Source organism: Mycobacterium sp. GA-1285 (genome assembly GCF_001499905.1).
Lineage (GTDB): Bacteria > Actinomycetota > Actinomycetes > Mycobacteriales > Mycobacteriaceae > Mycobacterium.
In genome coordinates, this window is record NZ_LQIS01000007.1 from 119,190 (window position 1) to 144,565 (window position 25,376).

Genomic DNA, 25,376 nt, shown 5'->3' on the forward strand with positions numbered 1-25,376 from the left:
GTCGTGCGTCAGCAGGGAGGGTTTGTCCGTACGCAGGGGGGCGGAAGGAATAGGCGTTTTCGCTGATGTTTCGGCGATCGGCGGCGCCGCATGCTGGCTAGCATGAGCGACACCAGCTGCACGAACTCAGAAATCGGCCCGGACATGAGCAAGCTTCCCACCGGCACGGTGACGTTGCTGCTGGCGGACGTCGAGGGATCGACGCGGCTGTGGGAAACGCAGCCCGACGCGATGACCGTCGCCGTCGAACGGCTCGACCAGAGCCTGACCGAGGCCGTCGCCGCGCACGGCGGGGTGCGGCCCGTCGAACAAGGTGAAGGCGACAGCTTCGTGATTGCGTTCGCCCGGACCGCCGACGCAGTGGCCTGCGCGCTCCAACTGCAGCGCGCCCCGCTGGCCCCGATCAAGCTGCGGATCGGAATACACACCGGCGACATCCAACTGCGCGACGAGGGCAATTACATCGGCCCGACGATCAACCGTGCCGCGCGGTTGCGCGACCTGGCGCACGGCGGCCAAACCGTGCTCTCCGGGACGACGGAAGCGCTTGCCGTAGACCAGCTCCCGGCCGATGTCACGCTGCTAGACCTCGGAATGCATCCCCTACGCGACCTGCCCCGCCCGGAACGCGTTGTGCAGCTGTGCCACCCCGACCTGCGCAACGAATTCCCGCCGCTGCGCACCGCCAATACCATTGCCGTCGAGCGCCTTCCGGTGCAATTGACCAGCTTCGTCGGGCGTCGAACGGAGATCACAGAAATCGGCGAGGCGCTCGCCGGCAACCGACTTGTCACGCTGACGGGTGCGGGGGGCGCAGGCAAGACCCGACTGGCGGTAGAGGTGGCAGCCACCATCGCAACCGACTTCTCCGACGGCGTCTGGTACGTCGACCTGGCACCGATCACCGATCCCGACATGGTGCCCGTGACCGTTGCCCGCGCGTTCGGCCTACCCGACCAGCCCGGCCAGCCGACGATGGACGTGCTGCGGCGGTTCATCCGCGACCGTCACATGCTGGTCCTGATCGACAACTGCGAACACCTGCTCGACAGCAGCGCCGAGTTGATCGCCCACTTGCTGAGCGCATGCCCGGCCCTGACATTGTTGACGACGAGCCGCGAGCCGATCGGCGTGACCGGCGAGGTGAGCTGGCGGGTACCTTCGCTGTCACTGGACGACGAAGCGATCGAACTGTTCGGCGACCGCGCCCGCCGGACCAAGCCGGACTTCCGCGTCACGGCCGAAAACGCCTCCACCGTGAGCGAGATCTGCCGCCGGCTCGACGGGCTCCCGCTGGCCATCGAGCTGGCCGCGGCGCGGGTACGCGCATTGTCACCGACCGAGATCCTCACCAGCCTGCACGACACGTTCCGCCTCCTGACCGGCGGAGCGCGAACCGCTGTGCGCCGCCAGCAGACGCTGCGCGCCTCGGTGGACTGGTCGCACGCATTGCTCAGTGAGCCTGAGCAGATGCTGTTCCGCCGCCTGGCGGTCTTCTACGGCGGGTTCGATCTCGCGGCCGCGCAGGCCGTAGCCGGCGGCGAACGCTACCAGGTACTCGATCAGCTCACGCTGCTGGTCGACAAGTCGCTGGTGGTGGCCGAAGACGGCCCTCTGGGCACGCGCTACCGGTTGCTCGAGACCGTGCGTCAGTACGCACAGGAGAAACTCGTCGAGTCCCGCGAAGGCAACGACGTGCGAGGCCGTCACCGCGACCACTACACCGAAATGGCCGCTCTCCTCGACGAGCCGACGGACGCCGAACACGAACGGCGGCTGGAGTGGGCGGAAGGCGAAATGGACAATCTGCGAGCGGCTTTCGCGTGGAGCCGAGAGACCTCCGGCACCGAGGATGCCCTGAGGTTGGCGTCGTCGCTGCAGCCGCTGTGGCTGACGCGAGGTTGCATCCAGGAAGGACTGAATTGGCTCGGCGCCGCGCTGGCCGATCACGGCTCCGAGACCGCGGACATCTCGTCGGTGTACGTCGCGGCGTCGGTCCGCAAGGCACAGTTGCTCGCCCAGCTGGGCAGAGCCGACGTCTTCGACGAGGCCGAGAGGATCCTGGCGACCGCGCGCGATTTCGGTGATCCTTCGCTGGTGGTGCAGGCACTGGGCGCGTGCGGGATCATCGGTGCGGCCATAAACGCAGAGACCGCGCAGGAGTACTACACCGAAGCGGCCGGCATCGCCCGAGACCTCGGCGACTCGGCAACCCTGGCGCAGGTCAGGGCGCACGAGGCCATCTCGTGTCTGCTCGGTGGCGGATCGATCCCGGCCGCGGAGGCCGCTGCCGAAGAAGGGCTTCGGATTGCCGAGACCATCGGTGACGACTTCGTCTCGCGTCAGTGCCGGCTGGCGCTGGCGTGGGCGCAGATCTTCGGCGTGGACCCGGCCGGGGGCGCCGACCGCCTGGGTGAAGTGGCCGAGGCGTGTGCCGTCGCCCACGACGCGATGTACGCGATGTACGCACGGGTGCTGCAGGCATACGCGCTCGCATACATCGGGGATCCGGCCGGCGCCGCGGCCATGGCGGAGGCCGCACTGCACAGCGCCTCCGCGCTCTTCGAGTACTACGAAGGTCCTGTTCACACCGCGTTCGGCATCAGCCACCTCGCGTCGGGTGACGCGGCCGCGGCCTGCAAAGCGTACGAGAAGGCGCTGCGATGCAGCGGCATGGATCTCCAGATCGCCCCGACCTACGTGTGGGCACCCTTGGCGCCGTTGGCATCCGGTGATCTCCTCACGGCCCGTCGCTGGGCCGACGACGTCGTGGCGGCGACCAAGGGCTGCGGTCGCTCGATCGCGTTGACCTCGCGCTCGCGCGTGGAGATCGCGCAGGGTGAACTCGACGCCGCCGAACGCGACGCCCACGACGCACTCGAGTTGACCGTCGCGCTGCAGACCGGCTTCGTCGTCCCCTTCGCTATCGACTGCCTCGGTCAGGTTGCCGGCGAGGCCGGTAACCACCAATTCGCCGCACGACTGTTCGGCGCGGCCGAGACCATCCGCCGCAGAATGGGGGTGATCCGGTTCGGGGTTCTCGAAGCCGACGATGCGGCGAGGATCGCAGCGACGCGAGAGGTCCTGGGCGACAATGACTTCAATACCGCATGGACGGAGGGCGCCGCCCTTTCGGCCGAGGAGGCGATCGCCTATGCGCAACGCGGGCGCGGCGAACGCAGGCGCCCCGACAGTGGCTGGGCCTCGCTCACCCGCGCCGAACTCGAGGTCGTCAGGCTCGTCAGCGAAGGCCTCGGCAACAAAGACGTCGCGGCACGGTTGTTCGTGTCACCGCGCACGGTGCAGGCCCATCTCACCCACATCTACACCAAACTGGGCCTGACCTCGCGCGTGCAGCTTGCCCAGGAGGCGGCCGGACACAGCTGAGGTCTTCGCCGGGCGCGGCCGGCGACCGCTCGCTTGTGCATACGGCGACGCTTTTCGGCGCGAAACGTCGTCAGATTCACGCACGAAGGAACCGCAGTGAACTTCTGCACGTCAGGCGCCCTGCCAGTTCTTGATGGCGTCGGCCTGCTTTTGACCCAGCTCGGTCACCAGGTCGGCCGGTGCCGGATCGTTTGCGGGGCCCTCGAATTCGATCGTCGCCGCGGTATTGCCCTCGGTGAAGGTCAACACGGCCACGGACTCGGTGCCATCGGGGGACGTACCGGTGACCATCGTGCCGCCGGTGCCCACATCGACCGGTTGTGACTGCTGGTTCGCGACGTCGGCGGCCGCGCCGTTGAGCGCCGCCGCGGCGGCCGCCGGGTCGGCAAGCACCAGGATGGTGGTGGTGATCTGTCGTGTGCCGCCTTCACGGTGGGTGTACTCGGCCCTCACGCCGGGCTGCCCGTCGGGATTGACGGCCAGCGGCGCCGCCGTGTAGGCCAACGAGTCGGTGATCGTGTTCGGGTCGACCGGCAACGTGCTGTAGTCGGTGGATTGCGCTGCGGCCGAACCCATTCCGAGCGCCAGCGCGAATGCCGACGCTGCAACCGCACACGAGGCTCGGGCCGCCGTCGACGTCAGCATGGGTAGCACCCCCACCCCCGCCAGCCGTCGCGCCAGAACCAGCCGGGACCGCAGCCCATGGCGCCCGTAGTGCCCTGGCAGTCGAACGCCTGGACCCTCGGTTCCACGGGCACCGTCGGGACCGGGGTGATGGTGTCGGGAGCTACCTGGGCGGCACTGGCGGACTGTGCCGTCACAAGCGGACCCACTATCAGCGCGCCTACGGCGACCGCCGTCGCGAACCTGCGCATCGCATACCTCCTGATATCGACAATTTTCTGTCGATCAAGGTACTGGGACAAGCGCTCGTATCAGGGCGGTTTTCTCCATAAATCCGCTGGGCAGCGGCATGCTGAGCCGACGAAGGAGACCGTTCACGGACAGTGGGGCGGCCATGCCGACCGGGGCCTGCTCGACCCCTCCGCCGCCGTTGCCGACCATCGGCCGAAGTTCGCGGCGAATGGCAAGCAGCACATCGAGATTCGACCTCGAGGACATGTACGCACCAAGCGGGACGCCCGGCTGTCTACGAGGCGCTCAGCGCGAATCCAACGAATTCGTCGTGTCGTTGGCCGCTTTCTTCACATCGTGAACCCGTGTCTTGTACAGGCTGGCCGCGGTGGTGATGAGCAGCGTCACGACGATCACGCCCAGCGACAGCAGGGTCGGGATCTCCGGCACCGGGACATGCTCGCCGCCGTTGATGAACGGCACCTCGTTCTCGTGCAACGCGTGCAGCAACAGCTTCACGCCGATGAAGCCGAGGATCAACGCCAGGCCCTGCGACAGGTACACCAGCCGTTTGAGCAGATCGCCCAGCAGGAAGTAGAGCTGACGCAAGCCCATCAACGCGAACACATTGGCGGTGAAGACCAGGTACGGCTCCTGGGTGAGGCCGTAGATGGCGGGGATCGAATCCAGCGCGAAGATCAGGTCCGTGGTGCCGAGCGCGACGATGACGAGGAACATCGGCGTCATCAGCCGCTTTCCGTTGTCCTTGACCCACAGCTTCAGGCCGTCCCATTTGTCGGTCATGCTCAGGTGATTGCGGGCGAATCTGACCACGATGTTGTCGCCGTCATCCTCGTGATCGGTGTCGCGCGCGAGGTTGATCGCGGTGTAGATCAGGAACGCGGCGAAGATGTAGAAGACCCATGAGAACTGGTTGATGGCCACCGCGCCCAGCGCGATGAAGATGCCCCGGAAGATCAGCGCCAGGATGATGCCGACGAGAAGTGCCTGCTGCTGATACTTCCTGGGCACGTTGAAGCTGGCCATGATGATGAGGAAGACGAACAGGTTGTCCACCGACAAGCTGTACTCGGTCAGCCAGCCGGCGAAGAACTCGACACCGTACTGGCTGCCGTGGAAGAACCAGGTCCAGATCCCGAACGCGATCGCCAGGGTGACATAGATCGTCAAGGCCGTGCCGGTCTCTCGGCGCGACGGTTCGTGCGGCCGCCGGCCGATCACCACGACGTCGAACAGCAGGATCGCGATCGTCACGCTCAGCGTGATGATCCACTCGGTGTGGGAAACGTTCACTGATCCTCCGGTCGTCCAAGCGCCGGAGGTCTCTTCCACCGCCACAGTCGTGTCGGCCCGCAGCACCGGTCGTCCGACGACGGCCGACGTGATGACGACACCGCGGCGAAGGAATACTCCCCTCCGCGGGCGATTCTGCCAGGTAGGTGCGGATGACCGGTAGCGGGGGAAATCAAACGTCCCGCCGCCCGTTTTCGATGTTCGGCGGCCGGTCTCACAATCGTGACCGCGACGCCGTGTGCGGGTCGGGCGACACCGGCGTTCGGCTGAGTAGCTTTGTAGCCGTGACTGGGGAGTTGCGGCAGGAGATCCCACCTCAATATCTGTTGTCCCCGTTGGCGCCGGAGCCCCGCACGCTCATCGACATCCTCTACAAGACAGCCGAACGCTACCCGGAGGCGCCGGCGATCGATGACGGCGACGTCCAGCTCACGTACGCCGAACTGATCACCGACATCGAGGACAGCGTCCAGTGGCTGGCCGTTCGGGGCATCGGCCGCGGCGACCGGATCGGGATCCGGATGCCGTCGGGCAGTTACGCGCTCTATGTAGCGATCCTCGCCGTGCTGGCGACCGGCGCCGCGTATGTTCCCGTCGACGCCGACGATCCCGAGGAGCGGGCCGAGCTGGTCCTCGCCGAGGCCAACGTGGTGGCGATCATCACCGAAGCGGGACTGTCGCGTGGGCCCGGGTCATCAAGAGGCTGGCGGGCGGCCGCCCCTCTGGGCCGCGACGATGCGTGGATCATTTTCACGTCCGGGTCCACGGGCACACCGAAGGGCGTCGCGGTCACCCACCGCAGCGCCGCCGCGTTCGTCGACGCGGAGGCACGGTTGTTCCTGCAGGACAATCCGATCGGGCCCGGCGACCGGGTGCTGGCCGGGTTGTCGGTGGCGTTCGACGCGTCCTGCGAGGAGATGTGGCTGGCTTGGCGCCACGGCGCGTGCCTGGTTCCCGCGCCGCGCTCGATGGTGCGCAGCGGGATGGACCTGGGGCCGTGGCTCGTGGCCCGCGACATCACGGTGGTGTCGACCGTGCCGACGCTGGCCGCGCTGTGGCCCGCCGAGGCGCTCGAGGCGGTGCGGCTGCTGATCTTCGGTGGCGAAGCCTGCCCGCCGGAACTGGCCGACCGGCTCGCCGTCGACGGCCGGGAAGTGTGGAACACCTACGGTCCGACGGAGGCGACGGTGGTGGCCTGCGCCGCCCGATTGTGCGCAGGTGAGCCCGTGACGATCGGGTTGCCGCTGGCCGGTTGGGACCTGGCCGTGGTCGACCCGCACGGTGAGCCGGTGCCGTACGGCGCGGTGGGCGAGCTGGTCATCGGCGGCGTGGGGTTGGCCCGCTACCTCGACCCCGACAAGGACGCCGCGAAGTTCGCGGCGATGCCGACGCTCGGCTGGAAGCGCGCCTACCGCAGCGGGGACCTCGTGCGGTTGGAGTCCGACGGCCTCTACTTCGTGGGCCGCGCCGACGACCAGGTCAAGGTCGGGGGGCGTCGCATCGAACTCGGCGAAGTCGACACCGCACTCGTCAACCTTCCGGGGGTGAGCGGCGGGGCGGCCGCGGTTCGGCGCACGGCCGGCGGCACGCCGCTGTTGGTCGGCTACCTCGTCAGCGCTGAGGAGTTGTTCGATCTGGCCAAGGCGCGCGGGTCGCTGGCCGAGACGTTGCCCGCGCCTCTGGTGCCCCGGCTGGTGCTGGTCGACGAACTGCCGACCCGCACCTCCGGCAAGGTGGACCGCGATGCGCTGCCGTGGCCGGTCGACGTCGGCGACGACGACGGCGCCGGGTTGACGGGGACGATGGGCTGGCTCGCCGGTCTGTGGCGCGATGTGCTGGCCGCGCCGGTGGTCGGTCCCGAGGCCGACTTCTTCGCGCTCGGCGGCGGCTCGCTGTCGGCGGCGCAACTGGTCGGCGCCCTGCGGAGCCGCCACCCGCAGGTGACGGTCGCCGACGTGTATGACCACCCACGGCTGGGGTCGCTCGCGGGATTCCTCGACGATCTCGATCCGCCGCCGCAGGTGCGTCCGCGTACGGTGACGCCGACGCCGCGTCTGACGCAGGCCGCACAGGTGGCGTTGTCGCTGCCGCTGGCCACGCTGACCGGATTGCAGTGGGTGATGTGGTTGGCGTTGGCCAACAACGTCCTGGCCGGGTTCGTCCCGTGGACCACGCCGCTGAACTGGTGGTGGGTCGGCCTGGGCTTCGTCCTGTTCGTCACCCCGCTGGGCCGCATGGGCATCGCGGCGCTGTGCGCCCGGCTTCTCCTCGGCGGGTTGGCGCCGGGCACCTACCGGCGAGGCGGTCCTGAGCACATGAGGGTGTGGCTCGCCGAACGGCTCGCCCAGGCCAGCGGCGCCGAAAACCTCGCGGGCGCACCGTGGTTGGTGTACTACGCACGCGCTCTGGGCAACAAGGTCGGCAAGGGCGTGGACCTGCATTCGACCCCGCCGGTGACCGGCATGCTCAAGCTGGGACACCGGAGTTCCGTCGAACCGGAGGTCGACCTGTCCGGCCACTGGGTCGACGGCGACCGCTTCCACGTCGGGCCGATCACCGTCGGGAACGACGCGACGATAGGCGCGCGCACGACGCTGTTGCCCGGCGCCGTCGTCGGCAAGAACGCCGATGTGGCCCCCGGTTCCGGTGTCATCGGCAAGGTGAAGAACGGTCAATACTGGAAGGGTTCACCCGCGGTGAAGTCCGGTAAGGCCCGTCACCCCTGGCCCGAACACCGCCCGCCGCGGGCCCCGCTCTGGGTGACGGTTTACGGCGCCACCTCGATCGTTCTGGCCGGACTGCCGTTGCTCGCGATCGCCGCCGGGCTGGCCGTGATCGGATGCGCTGTGCGCCAGACGAATACGGTGGCGGACGCGATCGTGCCCGCGGCACTGTGGATTCCGGCAGCGACATTGGCCGCTGCGCTCACGTACGCGGCGCTGACGGTGGCCGGGGTGCGACTGCTCTCGTTGGGGGTGCGCGAGGGATATCACCCGGTGCGCAGCCGTACCGGATGGCAGATCTGGGCCACCGAACGGCTGATGGACGCCGCGCGCACCTATCTGTTCCCGATCTACGCGAGCCTGCTCACACCGTGGTGGCTGCGAGCCCTCGGCGCCGAAGTCGGTCGCGGAACCGAGATTTCGACGGCTCTGTTCACACCGAAGTTCACGGTCGTCGAGGACGGCGCCTTCCTCGCCGACGACACCATGGTGGCGTCCTACGAGTTGGGCGGCGGCTGGATCCATGTGGCGAAGGCGACGATCGGTAAGCGGGCGTTTCTCGGTAACTCGGGCATCGCCCAACCGGGCCGCAAGGTTCCCGACGATGGGCTGGTGGCGGTGCTGTCGGCGGCCCCGCACAAGGCCAAGGCCGGTTCGTCCTGGCTGGGCAGCCCACCGGTTCGGTTGCGCCGCAAGCCGACCGCGGCGGACGCGCTGCGCACCTTCCACCCGTCTGCGCGGCTGAAGCTGCTGCGCGGCCTGGTCGAGACGTGCCGGATCGTACCGCTGATCGTGACGTACGGCATCGGTGTGGCGGTGCTGCTGACCTTGCAGTGGTTGGCAGTGGGAGCCGGTTGGGGCTGGGCCGCGCTGAGCGTGGGCGCGGTGCTGTTGGTTGCCGGCGGGGTTGCCGGAGCAGCCGCCGTGATCGCGAAATGGCTTGTGGTAGGCCGCGTCGAGCCCGGCGAACACCCGCTCTGGTCCCCGTTCGTCTGGCGGAACGAGGTCTACGACACCTTCGTCGAGACCGTCGCCGCCCCATGGTTCGCCCGGGCGGCCAGCGGCACGCCGGTGATGAACCTGTGGTTGCGGGCCCTGGGCGCAGCGATCGGACGCGGCGTCTGGTGCGAGACGTACTGGTTGCCCGAGGCCGACCTGGTCACACTGGAGGAGGCTGCCGCCGTCAACCGTGGCTGCGTGGTGCAGACGCATCTGTTCCACGACAGGATCATGCGGATGGACACCGTTGTGCTGGAGCGGGGTTCGACGCTGGGCGCACACGGTGTGGTGCTGCCCGCGGCACGCATCGGCGCGGGAGCGACCGTGGGCCCGGCTTCGCTGGTGATGCGCGGCGACGCGGTACCCGCCTCGACCCGATGGCAGGGCAACCCCATCGCACCGTGGCATGCGTCGCGCAAGAAGCGCGCCGGCACCCCGGCACCTTCGACCAGAGAAACCGCCGCGTGACGAGAAGCAAGAAGAAGTCGACACCGGTCATCGACCCCTACCTGCCCTCGAGCGGCAACTTCGGTTATCGGGTGTCGCGCTACGAACTCGACCTCGAGTACAAGGTCGCGATCAATCGCCTCACCGGCACGGCGACGATCACCGCCGTGACCCTCGCGTCGCTGCGCACCTTCACCCTCGACCTCGCCGACACGCTGTCGGTGACGAAGGTCACCGTCAACGGCGCACGGCCGCAACAGTTCCGTACCAGCGCGGGCAAGCTGCACATCGCGTTGCGGGATGCGCTGGCCCCCGGGGCGGCGATGACGATCGTCGTGCGCTACGGCGGCGCCCCCAAGCCCATCCGCTCACTTTGGGGTGACGTGGGTTTCGAAGAGCTCAGCGACGGCGCGCTGGTGGCGGGCCAGCCCAACGGGGCGCAGTCCTGGTTTCCCTGCGACGATCACCCGAGCGCGAAGGCGAGCTTCCGTATGCAGATCGCCACCGAGAGCCCGTATCGGGTGATCGCGAACGGCGAGTTGGTGTCTCGGCGGGCAAGGGCCGGGATGACGGCATGGACATACGAGTTGCCCGAGCCCACCTCGACGTATCTGATCACAGTGCAGATCGGAATGTACGAACGTCATCGGCTGGCCAAGAACAGCATACCGATTCACGCGGCGCTTCCGGACCGGTTGCGCGAGAACTTCGAACGTGACTTCGCCCGTCAGCCGCACATGATGAACCTGTTCGTCAGGTTGTTCGGCGACTATCCGCTCAGCGAGGGGTACACCGTCGTGGTCACCGACGACGACCTCGAGATTCCGCTCGAGGCACAGGGGATTTCGATCTTCGGTGCGAACCACTGCGACGGCACGGGCGGCTCCGAGCGGCTGATCGCGCATGAACTCGCACACCAGTGGTTCGGCAACTCGGTGACCGCCAGGCGGTGGCGGCACATCTGGCTGCACGAGGGATTCGCTTGTTATGCCGAATGGTTGTGGTCGGAGAACTCGGGCGGCCGCAGCGCCGAGGAGTGGGCGCGGCACTACTACCGGCGGCTCGCCGACTCGCCGCGGGACCTCGTGCTGGCCGACCCCGGGCCGCGTGCCATGTTCGACGACCGGGTGTACAAGCGCGGGGCGCTGACGTTGCACGTGCTGCGGGGACACCTGGGCGATGACGACTTCTTCGCGCTACTGCGGGACTGGACCACGCGTTACCGGCACAGCACGGTGGTGACCGACGATTTCACCGGCCTGGCATCGCATTACGCCGACGAGTCGCTGCGCCCGTTGTGGGACGCCTGGCTGTACTCGCCGCAGTTACCAGAGCTGGACACACCGTGACCGACGCGGGCGCGCCCTTCGATCCGGTCACCGCGAACGGCGCATCACCCGCCGGTCCCGCCGCGCGCAGCAGCGTCGGCCGGGTCGGTGCGGCGACCGCCGCGATCGCGCTGTGCGGCTACGCGGTCCTCTACCTGGCCGCCCGCGACCTCGAGCCCGCCGGGTTCTCGGTGTTCGCGGTGTTCTGGGGCGCGTTCGGCTTGGTGTCGGGGGCGACGGGCGGCCTGTTGCAGGAGGCCACCAGGGAGGTGCGATCCGCCGCGGAGGTGGAGGTGACAGCGGGCCCGCGTAGCCGGCCGATGTGGGTGGCCGCCCTCGTGGGCGTGGTGTCGGCCGCTGCGATCGCGCTCAGTTCACCGCTGTGGTCTGCGCAGGTGTTCGTCGAGTTGCGATGGCTTTCGGTGACGCTGCTGGCCGTCGGACTCGGTGGATTCTGTTTGCACTCAACCCTGCTCGGAATCCTGGCCGGGCTGGACCGGTGGACGGCATACGGCTCGCAGATGGTGACCGACGCGGGCCTGCGGCTGGTCGTGGCCGTCGCGACATTTCTGCTCGGCTGGGGTCTGGCCGGCTATCTGTGGGCCACCGTGGCCGGTTCCGTGGCGTGGCTGATCATGCTGATCGCCTCGCCCGCCACCCGGCGCGCCGCAGGTCTGTCGACCCCCGTCAGCAGCGCGGACTTCCTGCGGGGCGCCGCGCATTCGATCACCGCGGCCGGCGCAAGCGCGATCCTGGTGATGGGGTTTCCCGTGCTGTTACAGGCCACCTCCGACGACCTCGGCGCAGTCGGTGGCATCGTCATCCTGGCCGTCACGCTGACGCGGGCGCCATTACTGGTTCCGCTCACGGCGATGCAGGGCAACCTCGTGGCCCACTTCGTCGACCAGCGCACGCACCGGTTGCGCGCTCTCGTGGCCCCCGCGGTGATCGTCACCGGTGTGGGCCTGCTCGGCGTGCTCGTGGCGGGGACGGCCGGACCGTGGCTGCTGCGCAGCGCATTCGGTGCCGAATACCGCGCCGACGGTGCGCTGCTGGCCTGGTTGACGGGCGGGGCGATCGCCGTGTCGCTCCTCACGCTCACCGGCGCCGCTGCCGTCGCGGCGGCGCTACACCGCGCGTATTCGCTGGGCTGGGTGTCGGCGACCGTCGCGTCCACGTTGATGCTGCTACTACCGCTCGCCCTGGAGACGCGCACGGTGGTCGCGCTGTTGTGTGGTCCGGTGGTGGGTATCGCCGTGCACCTGCTCGCGCTGTCACGCAAGCGTGCGGCATGACACCGGTTCGGAGCCGAGGTCGCCGATCCGTATGCTGGCCCCGTTCTACGGTGAGGAAGATCCAATGACTTGGCTGGTGACCGGCGGCGCGGGTTACATCGGTTCCCACGTGGTCCGCGCGCTGTCGGACGCCGACATGCCGGTGGTGGTGATCGACGACCTCTCGACCGGCCTCGAGCGGTTCGTCCCGCCGACGGTTCCGTTGGTGCGCGGCACCCTGCTCGACGGTGACCTCGTCGTCCGCACGCTCGACGAGCATCGCGTCGGCGGCGTCATCCACATCGCGGGTTTCAAATACGCGGGCGTCTCGGTGCAACGCCCGCTGCACACCTACGAGCAGAACGTCTCGGCGATGGTCACGCTGCTCAAGGCGATGGAGGCCGCAGGCACCGACATGATGGTGTTCTCCTCCAGCGCCGCCACATACGGCACCCCGGACGTCGACACCGTCACCGAGCAGACACCGACTTCGCCGGAGTCGCCGTACGGTGTCAGTAAATTGTTGGGCGAGTGGATGATTCGCGATGCCGCACGAGCGTCCGGTTTGCGGCACACCAGCCTGCGCTACTTCAATGTCGTGGGATCGGGTTCGGCGGAGCTGTTCGACGTCAGCCCGCACAACCTTTTCCCGCTGGTGTTCGACATGCTGTGTCGCGACGAGACGCCGCGGATCAACGGCGCCGACTACCCCACTCCCGACGGCACCTGCGTGCGGGACTACGTCCACGTGTCGGACCTCGCGCTGGCGCATGTCGCCGCCGCCCGGCGGCTGCAAGCCGGTGAACCGATCGAGCCGGTTTACAACCTCGGCAGCGGTAGCGGCACCTCCGTGCGAGAGATCATGACGACGATCCGCGATGTGACCGGTTTCGATTTCGAGCCGGTCGTCGGTCCGCGCCGCCCCGGTGACCCCGCCCGCATCGTCGCGTCGGGTGACTTGGCCGCGCGGGACCTCGACTGGCGGATGCGGCATTCGCTACAGGAGATGGTGCGCTCAGCGTGGATCGCGCGCCGGCAAGCAGGGGATGCCTATCCGCGGTAACTTCGCGCCGGGCAACTGGGTCGCGCGCACTGCCGTCGTCCTGATCGTCGTGCAGTTGGCGATCCGGGCGGGGCTGGCGTTCGGCGGTTACTTCTACTGGGACGACCTGATTCTGATCGGCCGCGCGGGTACCCAACCACTGTTCTCGCCGGCATACCTGTTCGATGACCACGACGGTCATCTCATGCCCGCGGCATTTCTCGTCGCCGGGGCCATCACGCTGCTGGCGCCGCTGAACTGGATCGGCCCGGCGGTCAGCCTGCTCGTTCTGCAGTTGCTGGTGTCGCTGGCCCTGCTGCGGACGCTGCACATCATCCTCGGGTGGCGACCGGTCCTGTTGCTGCCGTTGACATTCGCGTTGTTCACACCGCTGGCCGTACCGGGGTTCGCCTGGTGGGCGGCGGCGCTGAACTCGCTGCCGATGCTGGCGGCGATGGCATGGGTCTGCGGCGACGCAATCCTTCTGGTGCGCACCGGTCAACAGCGCTACGCGGTGACGGCGCTGACGGTCTACGTTGGTGGTCTGCTGTTCTTCGAGAAGGCGGCGGTGATCCCGCTCGTGGCGTTCGCGGTGACCGCCCTGCTGTCCTACGTGACCGGTACCGAATCGGTGAAAGCGGTGTGGCGCAAGGGAGTCCGCCTGTGGCTGCCATCGCTGGCGATCACGGTCGGGTGGGTCGCGGTGTACCTGATCGTGGTCGACCAGAAGCGGTGGAGCCTCGACCTGGCGATGACGTGGGACCTGCTCGCGAGGTCGGTGACGCACGGGATCGTGCCGGGATTGGTCGGCGGGCCGTGGGACTGGCAACGGTGGGCGCCGGCGTCGCCGTGGGCCACGCCGCCTGCGACGGTGATGGTGCTGGGCTGGGTTGCCCTGGCCGCGGTGGTGGCGACGACGGTGCTGCGCAAGCGGCGAATCGCCGCGGTGTGGCTGGTGGCGGCGGGCTATGCGATCGCCTGCCAGATCCCGATCTACCTCATGCGGTCATCACAGTTCACCGCCCTGGAACTGGCGCAGACGCTGCGTTACCTGCCCGATCTCGTCGTCGTGCTCGCGCTACTGGCGGCGGTCGGATTGTGCGCCCCGAACAGGGAGGGGACGCAGTGGCTGGACGCCTCTCGGCCACGCACTGCGGTGATCTGTGCGTTTTCCGCCGCCTTCGTGACGAGCAGCTTGTACTCGACGGCGACATTTGTGACGGCGTGGCGCGACAACCCGGCACAGGCCTATCTGCGGAATGCGTTGTCGGGCTTGGCCGATGCCAGCAAGATGTCGGATGCGACGATGCTCGACCAGGAGGTCGACCCGATGGTCCTGCAACGGGTGGTCGGGCCCGAGAACCGGGCCAGCCATATGTTCGCGCTCGTGCGCGAGCGTCCCGAATTCGGTTTGGCGACAACCGAACTGAGGATGCTCGATCACACGGGTCGCGTGGTCGATGCGAAGGTCACGTGGGTACGTGCCATCGCGCCGGGACCGCACCCGGACTGTGGATACCTGGTTCAGCCGGACGTTCCGGTCCGCATGCCGTTGGACGGTCCGCTGTTGCCCGCGGACTGGACCGCTGAGATCAACTACCTGGCCAACAGCGACGGCTCGATGACGATGTCGCTGTCGGAAGGTCAGCCGGTCAAGGTGCCGGTGCGACCGGGTTTGAACCAGGTGTTCGTCCGGCTGTCCGGTGCGGGCAGCGCGATCGACGTCCGCGCGAATACGGCCGCGTTGTCGGTGTGCATCGCTTCCGGGCCCGTGGGATTCGTGGCGCCGAGATAGCCGTCGGCTGTGCCAGGCTGTTGAGATGACCGACATCCGTAGACAGGGCCTCGAGGTTTTCCGTGAACTGCTTCCCGGCGTCCTTCCCGACGGGGACGTCGAACTGCCCACCGACGTCTTCGGCGGCGAGATGCTCGGCCTCGCCATGGACAACGTGTTCGGACGGCTCTGGACCCGTGAGGGTTTGAGCCGTCGCGACCGCAGCCTCGTCACGCTCGGCATCCTGATCGCGCTGCGCGCCGAGGACGAGTTGGCCATCCACATCCAGATCGCGCGCAACAACGGGCTCACCGAGGACGAGATCGCCGAGGTCATCTACCACTGCACCGGCTACACCGGTTTCCCCGCCGCCAACGCGGCGATGAAAGTCGCCCAGGAGGTGCTGCAACCGACGTGAGCAACCCGCCATGGAGCCACCTAGGAGAATCGAACTCCTGACCTGCTCATTACGAGTGAGCCGCTCTGCCGACTGAGCTAAGGTGGCGTGCCCGCGATGAGCGCTTGCGCGAAGAGCAGACGACAGCGACAGGCGGGACGAGTCTACGGCAGGGCGCGGCGCCGACCCAACTCAGTCGCGCAGCTCCCGCCCGACCGTCGCCACCAGCGCGTCGACCGCGAACTTCGGCTTGACGTTGACGGCCAGTGCCTCACGACACTCCAGCACCGCCTCGATACATCGCAGCAGCTTGTCCGGCGACGCGTGCGCGGCCAATCTGGCGACCTCCTCTTCCATGTCGGGGTGGTTGTGCTGTAGGTCGCCGGCGTCCGAGGCCACCAGGAGCGCGTCGCGGAAATATGTCGCCAGATCGATCAATGCACGATCGAGAGAATCCCGCGAGGCGCGTGTCCTGCGTGACTTCTGCCGTCGCTCAAGGGCACTCAGCGCGCCCGCCGCGCCGCGCAGCGAACCGGCCGTGCCCTTCCCGGTGCCACCGGCGCCGAGTGCGGTGCGCAGTTCCTCGGTCTCGGCCTCGTTGCGGTCCAGCGTCAGCGCCAAAGCCTCGTCCTCGGCCGTCTTCACCAGCTCCTCCGCCGCGGCGTAGGCACGCGCCGGTGTCGCCGCGTCGCGCGCCAGACCCAATGCCCGCTTTCGGCGTTCCCGGGCCGACTCATCGGTGGCCAGGCGCCGGGCCCTGCCCACGTGGCCGCCGCTGACCGAAGCCGCCCAGCGGGCGTCGGCCTCCGAAAGCCCGTCGCTGTCCATCAGCACACCGGCGATGGCATCCACGGTCGGCGTCACCAGCGCCACATGCCTGCAACGCGACCGCAGCGTGATCGCGATGTCCTCCGGATCCACCGACGGCGCGCACAACAGGAACACCGTCGACGGCGGCGGCTCCTCGACCACCTTGAGCAGTGCGTTCGCCGCCCCCTCGGTCAGCCGGTCGGCGTCCTCGACCACCACCACCTGCCAACGCCCGGTACTTGGCCGCCGCGACGCGATCTGCACGATCGTGCGCATCTCGTCGACACCGATCGACAGGCCCTCCGGGATGATGCGCCGCACGTCCGCATGGGTGCCGGCCATCGTCGTCGTGCAGGCGCGACATTCCCCGCAGCCGGGCACGCCGTCGGAGGTGCACTGCAGCGCCGCCGCGAAGCACAACGCCGCCACCGAACGACCCGATCCGGGAGGACCCGTGATCAGCCACGCGTGTGTCATGGTCCCGACCGTCGCGCCACTGTGAGCCGCCTCACCACGTGCAGCGCGTGCCGCGGCCACCAACTCGGCCTCAACAGCGTGCTGACCCACCAGACGCGAGAAAACACCGCCCATCGCAGATAACAGTAACGCTGCGAACCGACACGTCCGTCTCACTGCACCCGTACCCGTCCCCGATGCCCGATACGGTTGACGCGTGGCCATGGAAGAGCGACCGATCGGGCGAATCAGCGCATTCGTCCGGTGGGCTGCGCGCACCCCGTGGCCGGTGTTCACGCTGGGCATGGTGCAGGCCGACATCATCGGCGCCCTGCTGGTCCTGAGCTTTCTGCGATTCGGCCTGCCGCCGGAGGACCGCATCCAGCTGCAGGACCTGCCCGCCTTCAACCTGGCGGTCTTCCTGGCCTTCCTGTTCGTGTCCTTCACCGTCGCGGCGTACTGGAGCCTGCGGCTGCTGATCCCGGTCATGCGCTGGCAGCGCCGCGACATGCTGCTCGGCGACCGCGACCCGGCCGATACCGAGGTGGCGCGCACCCGCGCGCTGAAGATGCCGTTCTACCGCTCGGTGATCAACGTCGTCAACTGGCTCCTCGGCTCCGTGGTGTTCATCGTCGCGAGCTGGCCGGTGGCCAGCAAGTCGGCGCCGGTGGTCGCCGTCGCCACCGCGCTGGGCGCCACCGCGACCGCGATCATCGGCTACCTGCAGTCCGAGCGGGTCCTGCGGCCCGTCGCGGTGGCCGCCCTGCGTGGCGGTGTACCGGAGAACTTCCGCGCGCCGGGCGTGATCGCGCGCCAGGTGATGACGTGGGTGTTGTCCACCGCGGTTCCGATCGTCGCGATCGTGCTGGCCGTGGTGGCCAGCAAGTTCGAGATTCTCACCGCGCCGGCCGACCGGCTGACCACCCCTATCCTGATCCTGTCGATCTCCGCACTGGTGGTCGGGCTGGCGGGCACCGTGCTGGTGGCGATGTCGATCGCCGACCCGCTGCGCCAGTTGCGCTGGGCGCTCGGCGAGGTTCAGCGGGGCAACTACAACGCCCACATGCAGATCTACGACGCCAGCGAGCTGGGCCTGCTGCAGGCCGGCTTCAACGACATGGTGCGCGACCTCGCCGAACGCCAGCGGTTGCGCGACCTGTTCGGCCGTTACGTCGGCGAGGACGTGGCCCGGCGCGCACTGGAGCGCGGAACCGAACTCGGCGGCCAGGAACGCGACGTCGCCGTGCTGTTCGTCGACCTGGTGGGCTCGACACAGCTGGCCGCGACGATCCCGGCCGCCGAGGTCGTCAACCTGCTCAACGACTTCTTCCGCGTCGTGGTCGACACGGTCAACCGGCACGGCGGCTTCGTCAACAAGTTCCAGGGCGATGCGGCGCTGGCGATCTTCGGTGCACCGATCGAGCATCCCGACGCGTGCGGCGCGGCGCTCGCGGCCTCACGCGAACTGCATGACGAGCTGATCGAGGTGCTGGGCCAGTCGGAGTTCGGCATCGGGGTGTCGGCGGGTCGGGCGATCGCCGGCCACATCGGCGCCCAGGCCCGCTTCGAGTACACCGTCATCGGTGATCCGGTCAACGAAGCCGCGCGACTGACCGAGCTGGCCAAGCTGGAGGAGGGCCACGTCCTGGCGTCGGCGATCGCGGTCAGCGGGGCCCTCGACGCCGAAGCGCTGTGCTGGGACGTCGGCGAGATCGTCGAACTCCGTGGCCGCGTCGCTCCGACGCAGCTGGCAAGGCCGTTGAACCTGGTTTCGACGGATAGGGCCGACATCGCACACGACGCCGAACGTGAGGTTGTATCCGAAGAATCGCGCTGATCCCGAACACAGGTTCGGGTTCGGGCCCTAGCTCTTCTTGGCGGCCTTCTTCGCGGCGGTCTTCTTCACGGCCTTCTTCGCCCCCGCCTTCTTCGCCCCCGCCTTCTTCGTCCGCTTCACCGGACCGCGCGCACGGCGGTCGGCGAGCAGTTCGGCGGCGCGTTCGTCGGTGATGGACAGGACGTCGTCGCCTTTGCGCAGGCTGGCGTTGGTCTCCCCGTCAGTGACATACGGCCCGAACCGGCCGTCCTTGATCACCATCGGCTTGCCGGTCGCCGGGTCCTCGCCCAACTCGCGCAAGGGCGGGGCCGCGGCCCGCTGACCGCCGCGGCGCTTGGGCTCGGCGTAGATCTTCAGTGCCTCTTCGAGCGTGATGTCGAATATCTGCTCTTCGGTGGCCAACGACCGAGAATCATTGCCGCGCTTCAGATATGGGCCGTAGCGGCCGTTCTGCGCGGTGATCTCCTCACCGGTGTTCGGGTCGACGCCGACGACGCGCGGCAGCGACAACAGCCGCAGCGCATCCTCCAACGTCACAGTCTCCAGATCCATCGACCGCAGCAGCGAACCGGTGCGCGGCTTCGGGCCGGTCGGCTTCTTGCCCTTCTTCGCCGTCGATCCGGCCTCGCCGTCGTCGGGCGGTTCGGGCAGCACCTCGGTGACGTACGGGCCGTACCGACCGTCCTTGGCGACGATCTCGTGCCCGGTCGCCGGGTCGATGCCCAGCGACCGGCCCTCTTGCGGTGTGGCGAACAGCTTTTCGGCGAGCTCCAGGGTCAGCTCGTCGGGGGTGAGCTCGTCTTTGAGGTTGGCCCGCTGCGGAGTCGGCTCACCGTCGTCCCCAGTGACCGTCCGTTCCAGGTAGGCACCGTTCTTGCCCACCCGCACGTAGATCGGACGACCCTGAGCGTCGTCGAAGAGCTTGATGGAGTTGATCTGTCGGGCGTCGATCTCTTCGAGGTTGACACCGACGAGCTTCTTGAGCCCACCCGACCGGGCGATCGAGTCTTCGACTCCGTGATCGCCGCCGAAGTAGAAGTTGTTGAGCCAGTTGGTCCGTCGCTCGTTGCCCGCGGCGATCTCGTCGAGTTCGTCTTCCATCGCCGCGGTGAACCCGTAGTCGACGAGGCGACTGAAGTGTTGCTCGAGCAGCCCGATGACGGCGAACGCCACCCACGACGGCACCAACGCGCTGCCCCGCTTCACGACGTAGCCGCGGTCCTGGATGGTCTTGATGATCGACGAGTACGTCGACGGACGCCCGATGCCGAGGTCCTCGAGCGCCTTGATCAGCGAGGCCTCGGTGTAGCGGGCCGGCGGCGAGGTGTTGTGCCCGTCGGCGGTCAGTTCCCTGGCGTCGACGCGCTGGCCCTGCTGCAGGTTCGGCAGCCGGCTCTCGGCGTCGTCGGCCTCGCCGCCGGCCTGCTCATCGATGCTCTCGACGTAGGCCTTCAGGAAGCCCGCGAACGTGATGGTGCGGCCGCTGGCGTTGAACACGACCTGCTCGCCGCCTCGGGCCTGCCCGGAGATCCGCAGGCTCAGCGTCGTGCCGCGGGCGTCGGCCATCTGTGAGGCCACGGTGCGCTGCCAGATCAGTTCGTAGAGCCGAAACTCGTCGGTGTCGAGCTGGCCGTGCAGCTGGCCCGGCGTGGAGAACACGTCACCGGCGGGCCGGATGGCCTCATGCGCCTCCTGGGCGTTCTTCACCTTGCGCGTGTACTGCCGCGGCGACGGATGCAGATACTCCTCGCCGTAGAGCTGACGGGCCTGGTTACGGGCGGCTTCCACAGCGCTCGCCGACAATGTCGTCGAGTCGGTGCGCATATAGGTGATGTAGCCGTTCTCGTAGAGCCGCTGCGCGATGCTCATCGTGCGCTCCGAGGAGAACCGCAGCTTGCGGCCCGCCTCCTGCTGCAGCGTCGACGTCATGAACGGCGCATAGGGCCTGCGGGTGTAGGGCTTCTGCTCGACGGAGCTGACCGCCAACTGTGCCCCCCGCAGACCGCCCGCCAGCGCCGTCGCGGCGGCCTCGTCGAGAACCAGCACATCGTCGGGCTTTTTGACCTGGCCCAGCGAGTCGAAATCCCGGCCGGTGGCCACGCGGCGCCCGTCGACCGTGTTCAGCTTGGCGGTGAAGGTCGGGGGCGAGGCCTGCGGATCGGAGACACTGGCGTCGAGTTCGGCGGTGACGTCCCAATACCCCGCGCTGCGAAACGCCATCCGTTCGCGTTCGCGCTGCACGATGATGCGCGTCGCGACCGACTGCACCCGCCCGGCCGACAACTTCGGCGCGACCTTCTTCCACAGCACCGGGCTGACCTCATAGCCGTACAGCCGGTCCAGGATGCGGCGCGTCTCCTGCGCGTCGACCAGGTCGTTGTCCAGGTCGCGGGGATCCTCGGCGGCCGCCCGGATGGCGGGCTCGGTGATCTCGTGGAACACCATCCGCTTGACGGGGATGCGCGGCTTGAGCGTCTCGAGCAGGTGCCAGGCGATGGCCTCGCCCTCGCGGTCGCCGTCCGTGGCCAGATACAGCTCGTCGACGTTCTTGAGCAGGTCCTTCAGTTCGGCGACCGTGCTCTTCTTCTCGGGGCTGATGATGTAGAGCGGCTCGAAGTTGTGGTCGACGTCCACCCCGAGGCGGGCCCACGGCTCGGATTTGTACTTCGCGGGCACGTCGGCGGCGTTACGGGGCAGGTCGCGGATGTGCCCCCGGGACGACTCGACGATGTAGTCGGAGCCGAGGTAGCCCGCTATCTTGCGCGCCTTGGTAGGCGACTCGACTATGACGAGCCGCCGGACGCTTCCGTTACGGCCGCTTCCGCGGTCCCCATCTGCCACCTTTTACTTACGCTCCACTTCTTCGGTCGCCCACAGCGCACAAATCCGCACGCGGCGGCGCATCGGCCCTGTCGGCAACAGACAATTTCGCACCCCGCGCGGACCGACGCAAACTGACCCCCCTTTGAACGGCCGTCAGACCCGCGGCCATTCTTCGAACGCCTCCACACTGCCCGGAGGTTCCCCCACGTTCTCTACCAGGCGCGACAGCCGCCGCCGACCGCTGATCCGCAGGGCCGGACGCGACCCGCGGGTACCGATCAACGTCGGCGCGATTCCGACCCGCATCATCGCCGACGCGAGCGGCGAATGCGTGTCCGGCGCGTGCGGGTCCAGCCCGAGCAGATACCGGTCCGCTTCGGGTGTGCCCGCCGCCAGCGTCCAGGCCCGAAGCTCGCGCGGCCCGGGCAGCCAGTTCGGCGGGACGGTCTTGACGGCGCCCCGGGTCCAACCCGCCGCGATCTCGACCAGTCGGGCGTCGACCGCGGTGCGCACCAGCGGGGTGTTCTCGTCGGTGCGGGCGATCTCGGGATCCAGACCGGCCTCGACGATCATCTCGGCGAGCCCCTCGGCACGCCACAGCCGGTCGACGACGACCGACAGCCGCGCACCCTGCTCGGCGCCCGAACCCACTAGAACGACCTGGCCAGGTCCGGCGAGCAGCCCGGTGAGGTCGGCTACCGCTGGGGGCACCGACTCCGCCGAGAAGAACGACAGCTGGCTCACAAATCGACAGTAAGCCAGGTACCGGCCTCAGCCGACGCGGCCGTGCCGTGGCGCGCCGGAATAGCGAACACCCCGCGGCGGCCGGTTTTCGACGCTCGCGGGGTGTTGCCTTTCGATCGTGTTGGTCGCGCTAGACGGCCCGAACACCGGTGGCCTGCGGCCCCTTGGGGCTCTGGCCAACCTCGAACTCGACCTTCTGGTTCTCCTCCAGGGTGCGGAAGCCGCTGCCCTGGATCTCCGTGTAGTGGACAAAAACGTCAGCGGAGCCGTCCTCCGGGGCGATGAAGCCGAAGCCCTTCTCCGCGTTGAACCACTTCACAGTTCCCTGTGGCATTTCCTGTTGTTTCCTTCTCTTTTTCACCGGGTGCGGTCCACCGTGTTTCGGTACACCGGGCCCGTTCCGACCGCTCTCCTTCGTGGAAGCTCGGAACTCAACCCGACCTACAACCCTCGCAGGAACCGCGATCGCAACGTCGATCCTGCGAGTGCTGACACACGAACACAGAAGCTGCGACCGCGATAAGTCAATCACGTTCGCGGCTGCGGCGACAGTCTCGGCGTTTCAAATGGGGAACAATTTGCTTGAAGAGGTGTCTCGGGAAGGATCATCGATGGCTGATTTCGGCCGCGAGCTGCTCGCGTGCGCGGTCGAAGGCACGGTCGGCGCAGGCCCGAATCCGCTGCGCCACGTCGCGGACATTCCGCCGCGCCGGGGGCAGGCGATGCGGTGGCCGTGCTGGGCCGACCCAGATGTGGTGCGGGCGTTCGTTGATCGGGGCATCGAGGCCCCGTGGTCTCATCAGCTCGCCGCCGCGGACCTCGCTCACGGTGGACGCCACGTCGTGCTGTGCACCGGCACGGCGTCGGGCAAGTCCCTTGCCTACCAGTTGCCGATATTGACAGCCCTGAAAGAAAACTCGCGGGCTCGGGCGCTGTACCTGTCGCCGACCAAAGCGCTCGGCCATGACCAACTCCGCGCCGCGGTGGCGCTCACCGAAGCGGTGGGATTGTCCGACGTCGCGCCCTGCGCCTACGACGGCGACAGTCCCAGCGACGTGCGACGGTTCGCGCGGGAGCGGTCGCGGTGGATTTTCTCCAACCCCGACATGATCCATCTGTCATTGCTTCGCAACCACGCCCGCTGGGCCGTGTTCCTGCGCAACCTGCGCTACCTCGTCGTCGACGAATGCCATTACTACCGAGGCATTTTCGGGTCGAACGTGGCGATGGTGCTGCGCCGGTTGCTGCGGTTGTGCGCCCGATACTCGCCCGGCGGGGGCGTGCCCACCGTGATCTTCGCCAGCGCCACGACGGCCTCGCCGGCGCAGACCGCCTCCGAGTTGATCGGACAGACGGTCACCGAGGTCACCGAGGACGGCTCACCTCAGGGCGCGCGCACCGTCGCGCTGTGGGAGCCTCCGCTGCTCGACGACCTGGTGGGTGAAAACGGGGCCCCGGTAAGGCGTTCGGCGGGAGCCGAGGCCGCCAGCGTGATGGCCGACCTCGTCGCCGAGGGTGCCCGGATGCTGGCCTTCGTGCGGTCGCGGCGCGGCGCCGAACTGACCGCGCTGGGCGCGCGGGCCCGATTGCAGGACAAGGCGCCGGATCTGGCCGATCGGGTGGCTTCGTATCGCGCCGGTTATCTCTCCGAGGACCGCCGCGCGCTCGAACGTGCGCTGGCCGATGGTGAGCTGCGGGGGCTGGCGACGACGAATGCGTTGGAGTTGGGTGTCGACATCGCCGGTCTGGACGCCGTTGTCCTTGCCGGGTTCCCGGGCACCGTGACGTCCTTCTGGCAACAGGCGGGCCGCTCGGGGCGGCGAGGCCAGGGGGCGTTGATCGTGTTGATCGCCCGCGACGATCCGCTCGACACCTACCTGGTGCACCATCCGTCCGCGCTGCTGGACAAGCCGATCGAACGCGTCGTCATCGATCCGACGAACCCGTATGTCCTTGGGCCGCAACTGCTTTGTGCGGCCGCCGAGCTTCCGCTAACTGATGCCGAGGTGCGGATGTGGAACGCCGAGGGCGAGGCTGCGGCGCTCGTCGACGACGGACTGCTGCGGCGACGGGCCAACGGGTACTTCCCCACACCCGGCATGGATCCGCATCCGGCTGTCGACATTCGGGGGTCCTCTGGCGGTCAGATCGCGATCCTGGAGGCCGGCACGGGTCGCATGCTCGGCAGCACCGGTGCGGGCCAGGCACCCGCCTGTGTCCATCCCGGAGCGGTGTATCTGCACCAGGGCGAGACCTATGTCGTGGATTCCCTCGATTTCGAAGACGGCGTGGCGTTCGTGCACGCGGACGATCCGGGTTACACGACGTCCGCGCGCGAGGTCACCGACATCGCGGTCACCGGGCACGGCGAGCGAAAGACGTACGGCCCGGTCACCGTTGGGCTCGTCCCGGTCTCGGTGACCAACACGGTGATCGGCTATCTGCGCCGACACCTGACCGGCGAGGTGATCGACTTCGTCGAACTCGAGATGCCCACCCGCACGCTGGAGACCACGGCGGTGATGTGCACGGTCACGCCAGAGGCGTTACAGCACAACGGCATCGATTCGCTCCGTGTGCCCGGCGCGCTTCATGCCGCAGAGCACGCGGCGATCGGGCTGCTGCCGTTGGTCGCCAGTTGCGATCGTGGCGACATCGGCGGTGTGTCGACGGCGGTCGGGCCCGTGCAGGGGCTGCCGACGATCTTCGTGTACGACGGCTACCCCGGCGGTGCGGGGTTCGCCGACCGCGGTTTTCACCGGCTCACCACGTGGTGGGCCGCGACGGCCGATGCGATCGAGGCGTGTGAGTGCCCGGCGGGCTGCCCGTCGTGTGTGCAGTCGCCCAAGTGCGGCAACGGGAACGATCCGCTGGACAAGGAGGGTGCGGTGCGGGTGCTGCGGTTGGTGCTGCGCGAGATGTCCGAACGCTCTTCGTGAGGTGGCAGACCGTGACGATCGACCCCTCGACGATCGTCCGTCGGTCTCCGGCGAACGCCCGGTGCTGACGAAAGCTACCGCCTCCGGTGATGTTGTGGCAACCGTCGGCGAGCACCCGGGATCGCGGTCACGCGCCTCGGTAGGGTGTTCTCAGTGTCAGGGTGATGGGGCCGCTTGTTGCGGTGGTTGGATCCTGATCACCTGGTGTCTGGCTCTTAGGGTGCTTG

15 protein-coding genes and 1 tRNA gene are annotated in these 25,376 nt (G+C 68.2%); 9 read left to right on the forward strand and 7 right to left on the reverse strand.

Annotated elements, in window-relative coordinates:
• The first annotated feature begins 90 nt into the window (after positions 1-90).
• Positions 91-3,387 carry a LuxR C-terminal-related transcriptional regulator gene (locus tag AU193_RS06170; protein ID WP_371259149.1) on the forward strand — a complete coding sequence of 1,099 codons (3,297 nt, stop codon included), beginning with the start codon at positions 91-93 and terminating at the stop codon, positions 3,385-3,387.
• A 111-nt stretch (positions 3,388-3,498) separates the two neighbouring features.
• On the opposite strand, the gene AU193_RS06175 is transcribed toward AU193_RS06170, so the two are convergent.
• Both AU193_RS06175 and AU193_RS06185 read right to left on the reverse strand, forming a co-directional pair.
• On the reverse strand, positions 3,499-4,032 hold the full coding sequence (locus AU193_RS06175) for a hypothetical protein (protein WP_064421467.1): 534 nt from the start codon (positions 4,030-4,032) through the stop codon (positions 3,499-3,501).
• A 516-nt stretch (positions 4,033-4,548) separates the two neighbouring features.
• The gene (locus tag AU193_RS06185; RefSeq protein WP_064421499.1) at positions 4,549-5,556 is read right to left on the reverse strand and encodes a TerC family protein; all 1,008 of its coding nucleotides are present in this window, start codon (positions 5,554-5,556) and stop codon (positions 4,549-4,551) included.
• Between the two features lie 284 nt (positions 5,557-5,840).
• Here AU193_RS06185 and AU193_RS06190 point away from each other — a divergent pair, with 284 nt between their 5' ends.
• The 6 genes from AU193_RS06190 to AU193_RS06215 all read left to right on the forward strand — a co-directional run bounded on the left by AU193_RS06190 (position 5,841) and on the right by AU193_RS06215 (position 15,561).
• A complete protein-coding gene (locus AU193_RS06190) occupies positions 5,841-9,746 on the forward strand; it encodes a Pls/PosA family non-ribosomal peptide synthetase (RefSeq protein WP_064421469.1) in 3,906 nt (1,301 codons plus the stop codon).
• Positions 9,743-11,074, forward strand: a complete 1,332-nt coding sequence (locus AU193_RS06195; protein ID WP_064421500.1) for a M1 family metallopeptidase — start codon at positions 9,743-9,745, stop codon at positions 11,072-11,074. Before AU193_RS06190 ends, AU193_RS06195 begins: the two co-directional genes overlap by 4 nt.
• Positions 11,071-12,348 carry a lipopolysaccharide biosynthesis protein gene (locus tag AU193_RS06200; protein WP_064421470.1) on the forward strand — a complete coding sequence of 426 codons (1,278 nt, stop codon included), beginning with the start codon at positions 11,071-11,073 and terminating at the stop codon, positions 12,346-12,348. The genes AU193_RS06195 and AU193_RS06200 overlap by 4 nt, the downstream gene beginning before the upstream one ends.
• Positions 12,349-12,412: 64 nt before the next feature.
• On the forward strand, positions 12,413-13,390 hold the full coding sequence (galE, locus tag AU193_RS06205; protein ID WP_064421501.1) for a UDP-glucose 4-epimerase GalE: 978 nt from the start codon (positions 12,413-12,415) through the stop codon (positions 13,388-13,390).
• Positions 13,374-15,164 (forward strand): hypothetical protein, encoded by a 1,791-nt coding sequence (locus AU193_RS06210; RefSeq protein ID WP_172798226.1) that lies wholly within the window; start codon positions 13,374-13,376, stop codon positions 15,162-15,164. Before galE ends, AU193_RS06210 begins: the two co-directional genes overlap by 17 nt.
• A gap of 25 nt (positions 15,165-15,189) precedes the next feature.
• On the forward strand, positions 15,190-15,561 hold the full coding sequence (locus AU193_RS06215; RefSeq protein WP_064421471.1) for a carboxymuconolactone decarboxylase family protein: 372 nt from the start codon (positions 15,190-15,192) through the stop codon (positions 15,559-15,561).
• Positions 15,562-15,572: 11 nt separating this feature from the next.
• On the opposite strand, the gene AU193_RS06220 is transcribed toward AU193_RS06215, so the two are convergent.
• Positions 15,573-15,648 (reverse strand) — tRNA-Thr (locus AU193_RS06220).
• Between the two features lie 84 nt (positions 15,649-15,732).
• Positions 15,733-16,941: a DNA polymerase III subunit delta' gene (locus AU193_RS06225; protein WP_064421472.1), complete on the reverse strand. Its 1,209-nt coding sequence runs from the start codon at positions 16,939-16,941 to the stop codon at positions 15,733-15,735.
• A gap of 88 nt (positions 16,942-17,029) precedes the next feature.
• Between AU193_RS06225 and AU193_RS06230 the strand changes: the two genes are divergently transcribed.
• A complete protein-coding gene (locus AU193_RS06230; protein ID WP_156425140.1) occupies positions 17,030-18,643 on the forward strand; it encodes an adenylate/guanylate cyclase domain-containing protein in 1,614 nt (537 codons plus the stop codon).
• Between the two features lie 27 nt (positions 18,644-18,670).
• On the opposite strand, the gene topA is transcribed toward AU193_RS06230, so the two are convergent.
• From topA to AU193_RS06245, 3 genes are all read right to left on the reverse strand, one after another.
• Entirely contained in the window at positions 18,671-21,484 is a 2,814-nt protein-coding gene (topA, locus tag AU193_RS06235) for a type I DNA topoisomerase (RefSeq protein WP_064421474.1), read from the reverse strand.
• Between the two features lie 135 nt (positions 21,485-21,619).
• Positions 21,620-22,210 (reverse strand): hypothetical protein, encoded by a 591-nt coding sequence (locus AU193_RS06240; RefSeq protein ID WP_064421475.1) that lies wholly within the window; start codon positions 22,208-22,210, stop codon positions 21,620-21,622.
• 130 nt (positions 22,211-22,340) lie between these two features.
• Complete coding sequence (locus AU193_RS06245) at positions 22,341-22,544, reverse strand: cold-shock protein (RefSeq protein WP_006243848.1); 204 nt, start codon at positions 22,542-22,544, stop codon at positions 22,341-22,343.
• Positions 22,545-22,821: 277 nt separating this feature from the next.
• Here AU193_RS06245 and AU193_RS06250 point away from each other — a divergent pair, with 277 nt between their 5' ends.
• Complete coding sequence (locus tag AU193_RS06250) at positions 22,822-25,149, forward strand: DEAD/DEAH box helicase (RefSeq protein WP_064421476.1); 2,328 nt, start codon at positions 22,822-22,824, stop codon at positions 25,147-25,149.
• Positions 25,150-25,376 lie beyond the last annotated feature (227 nt).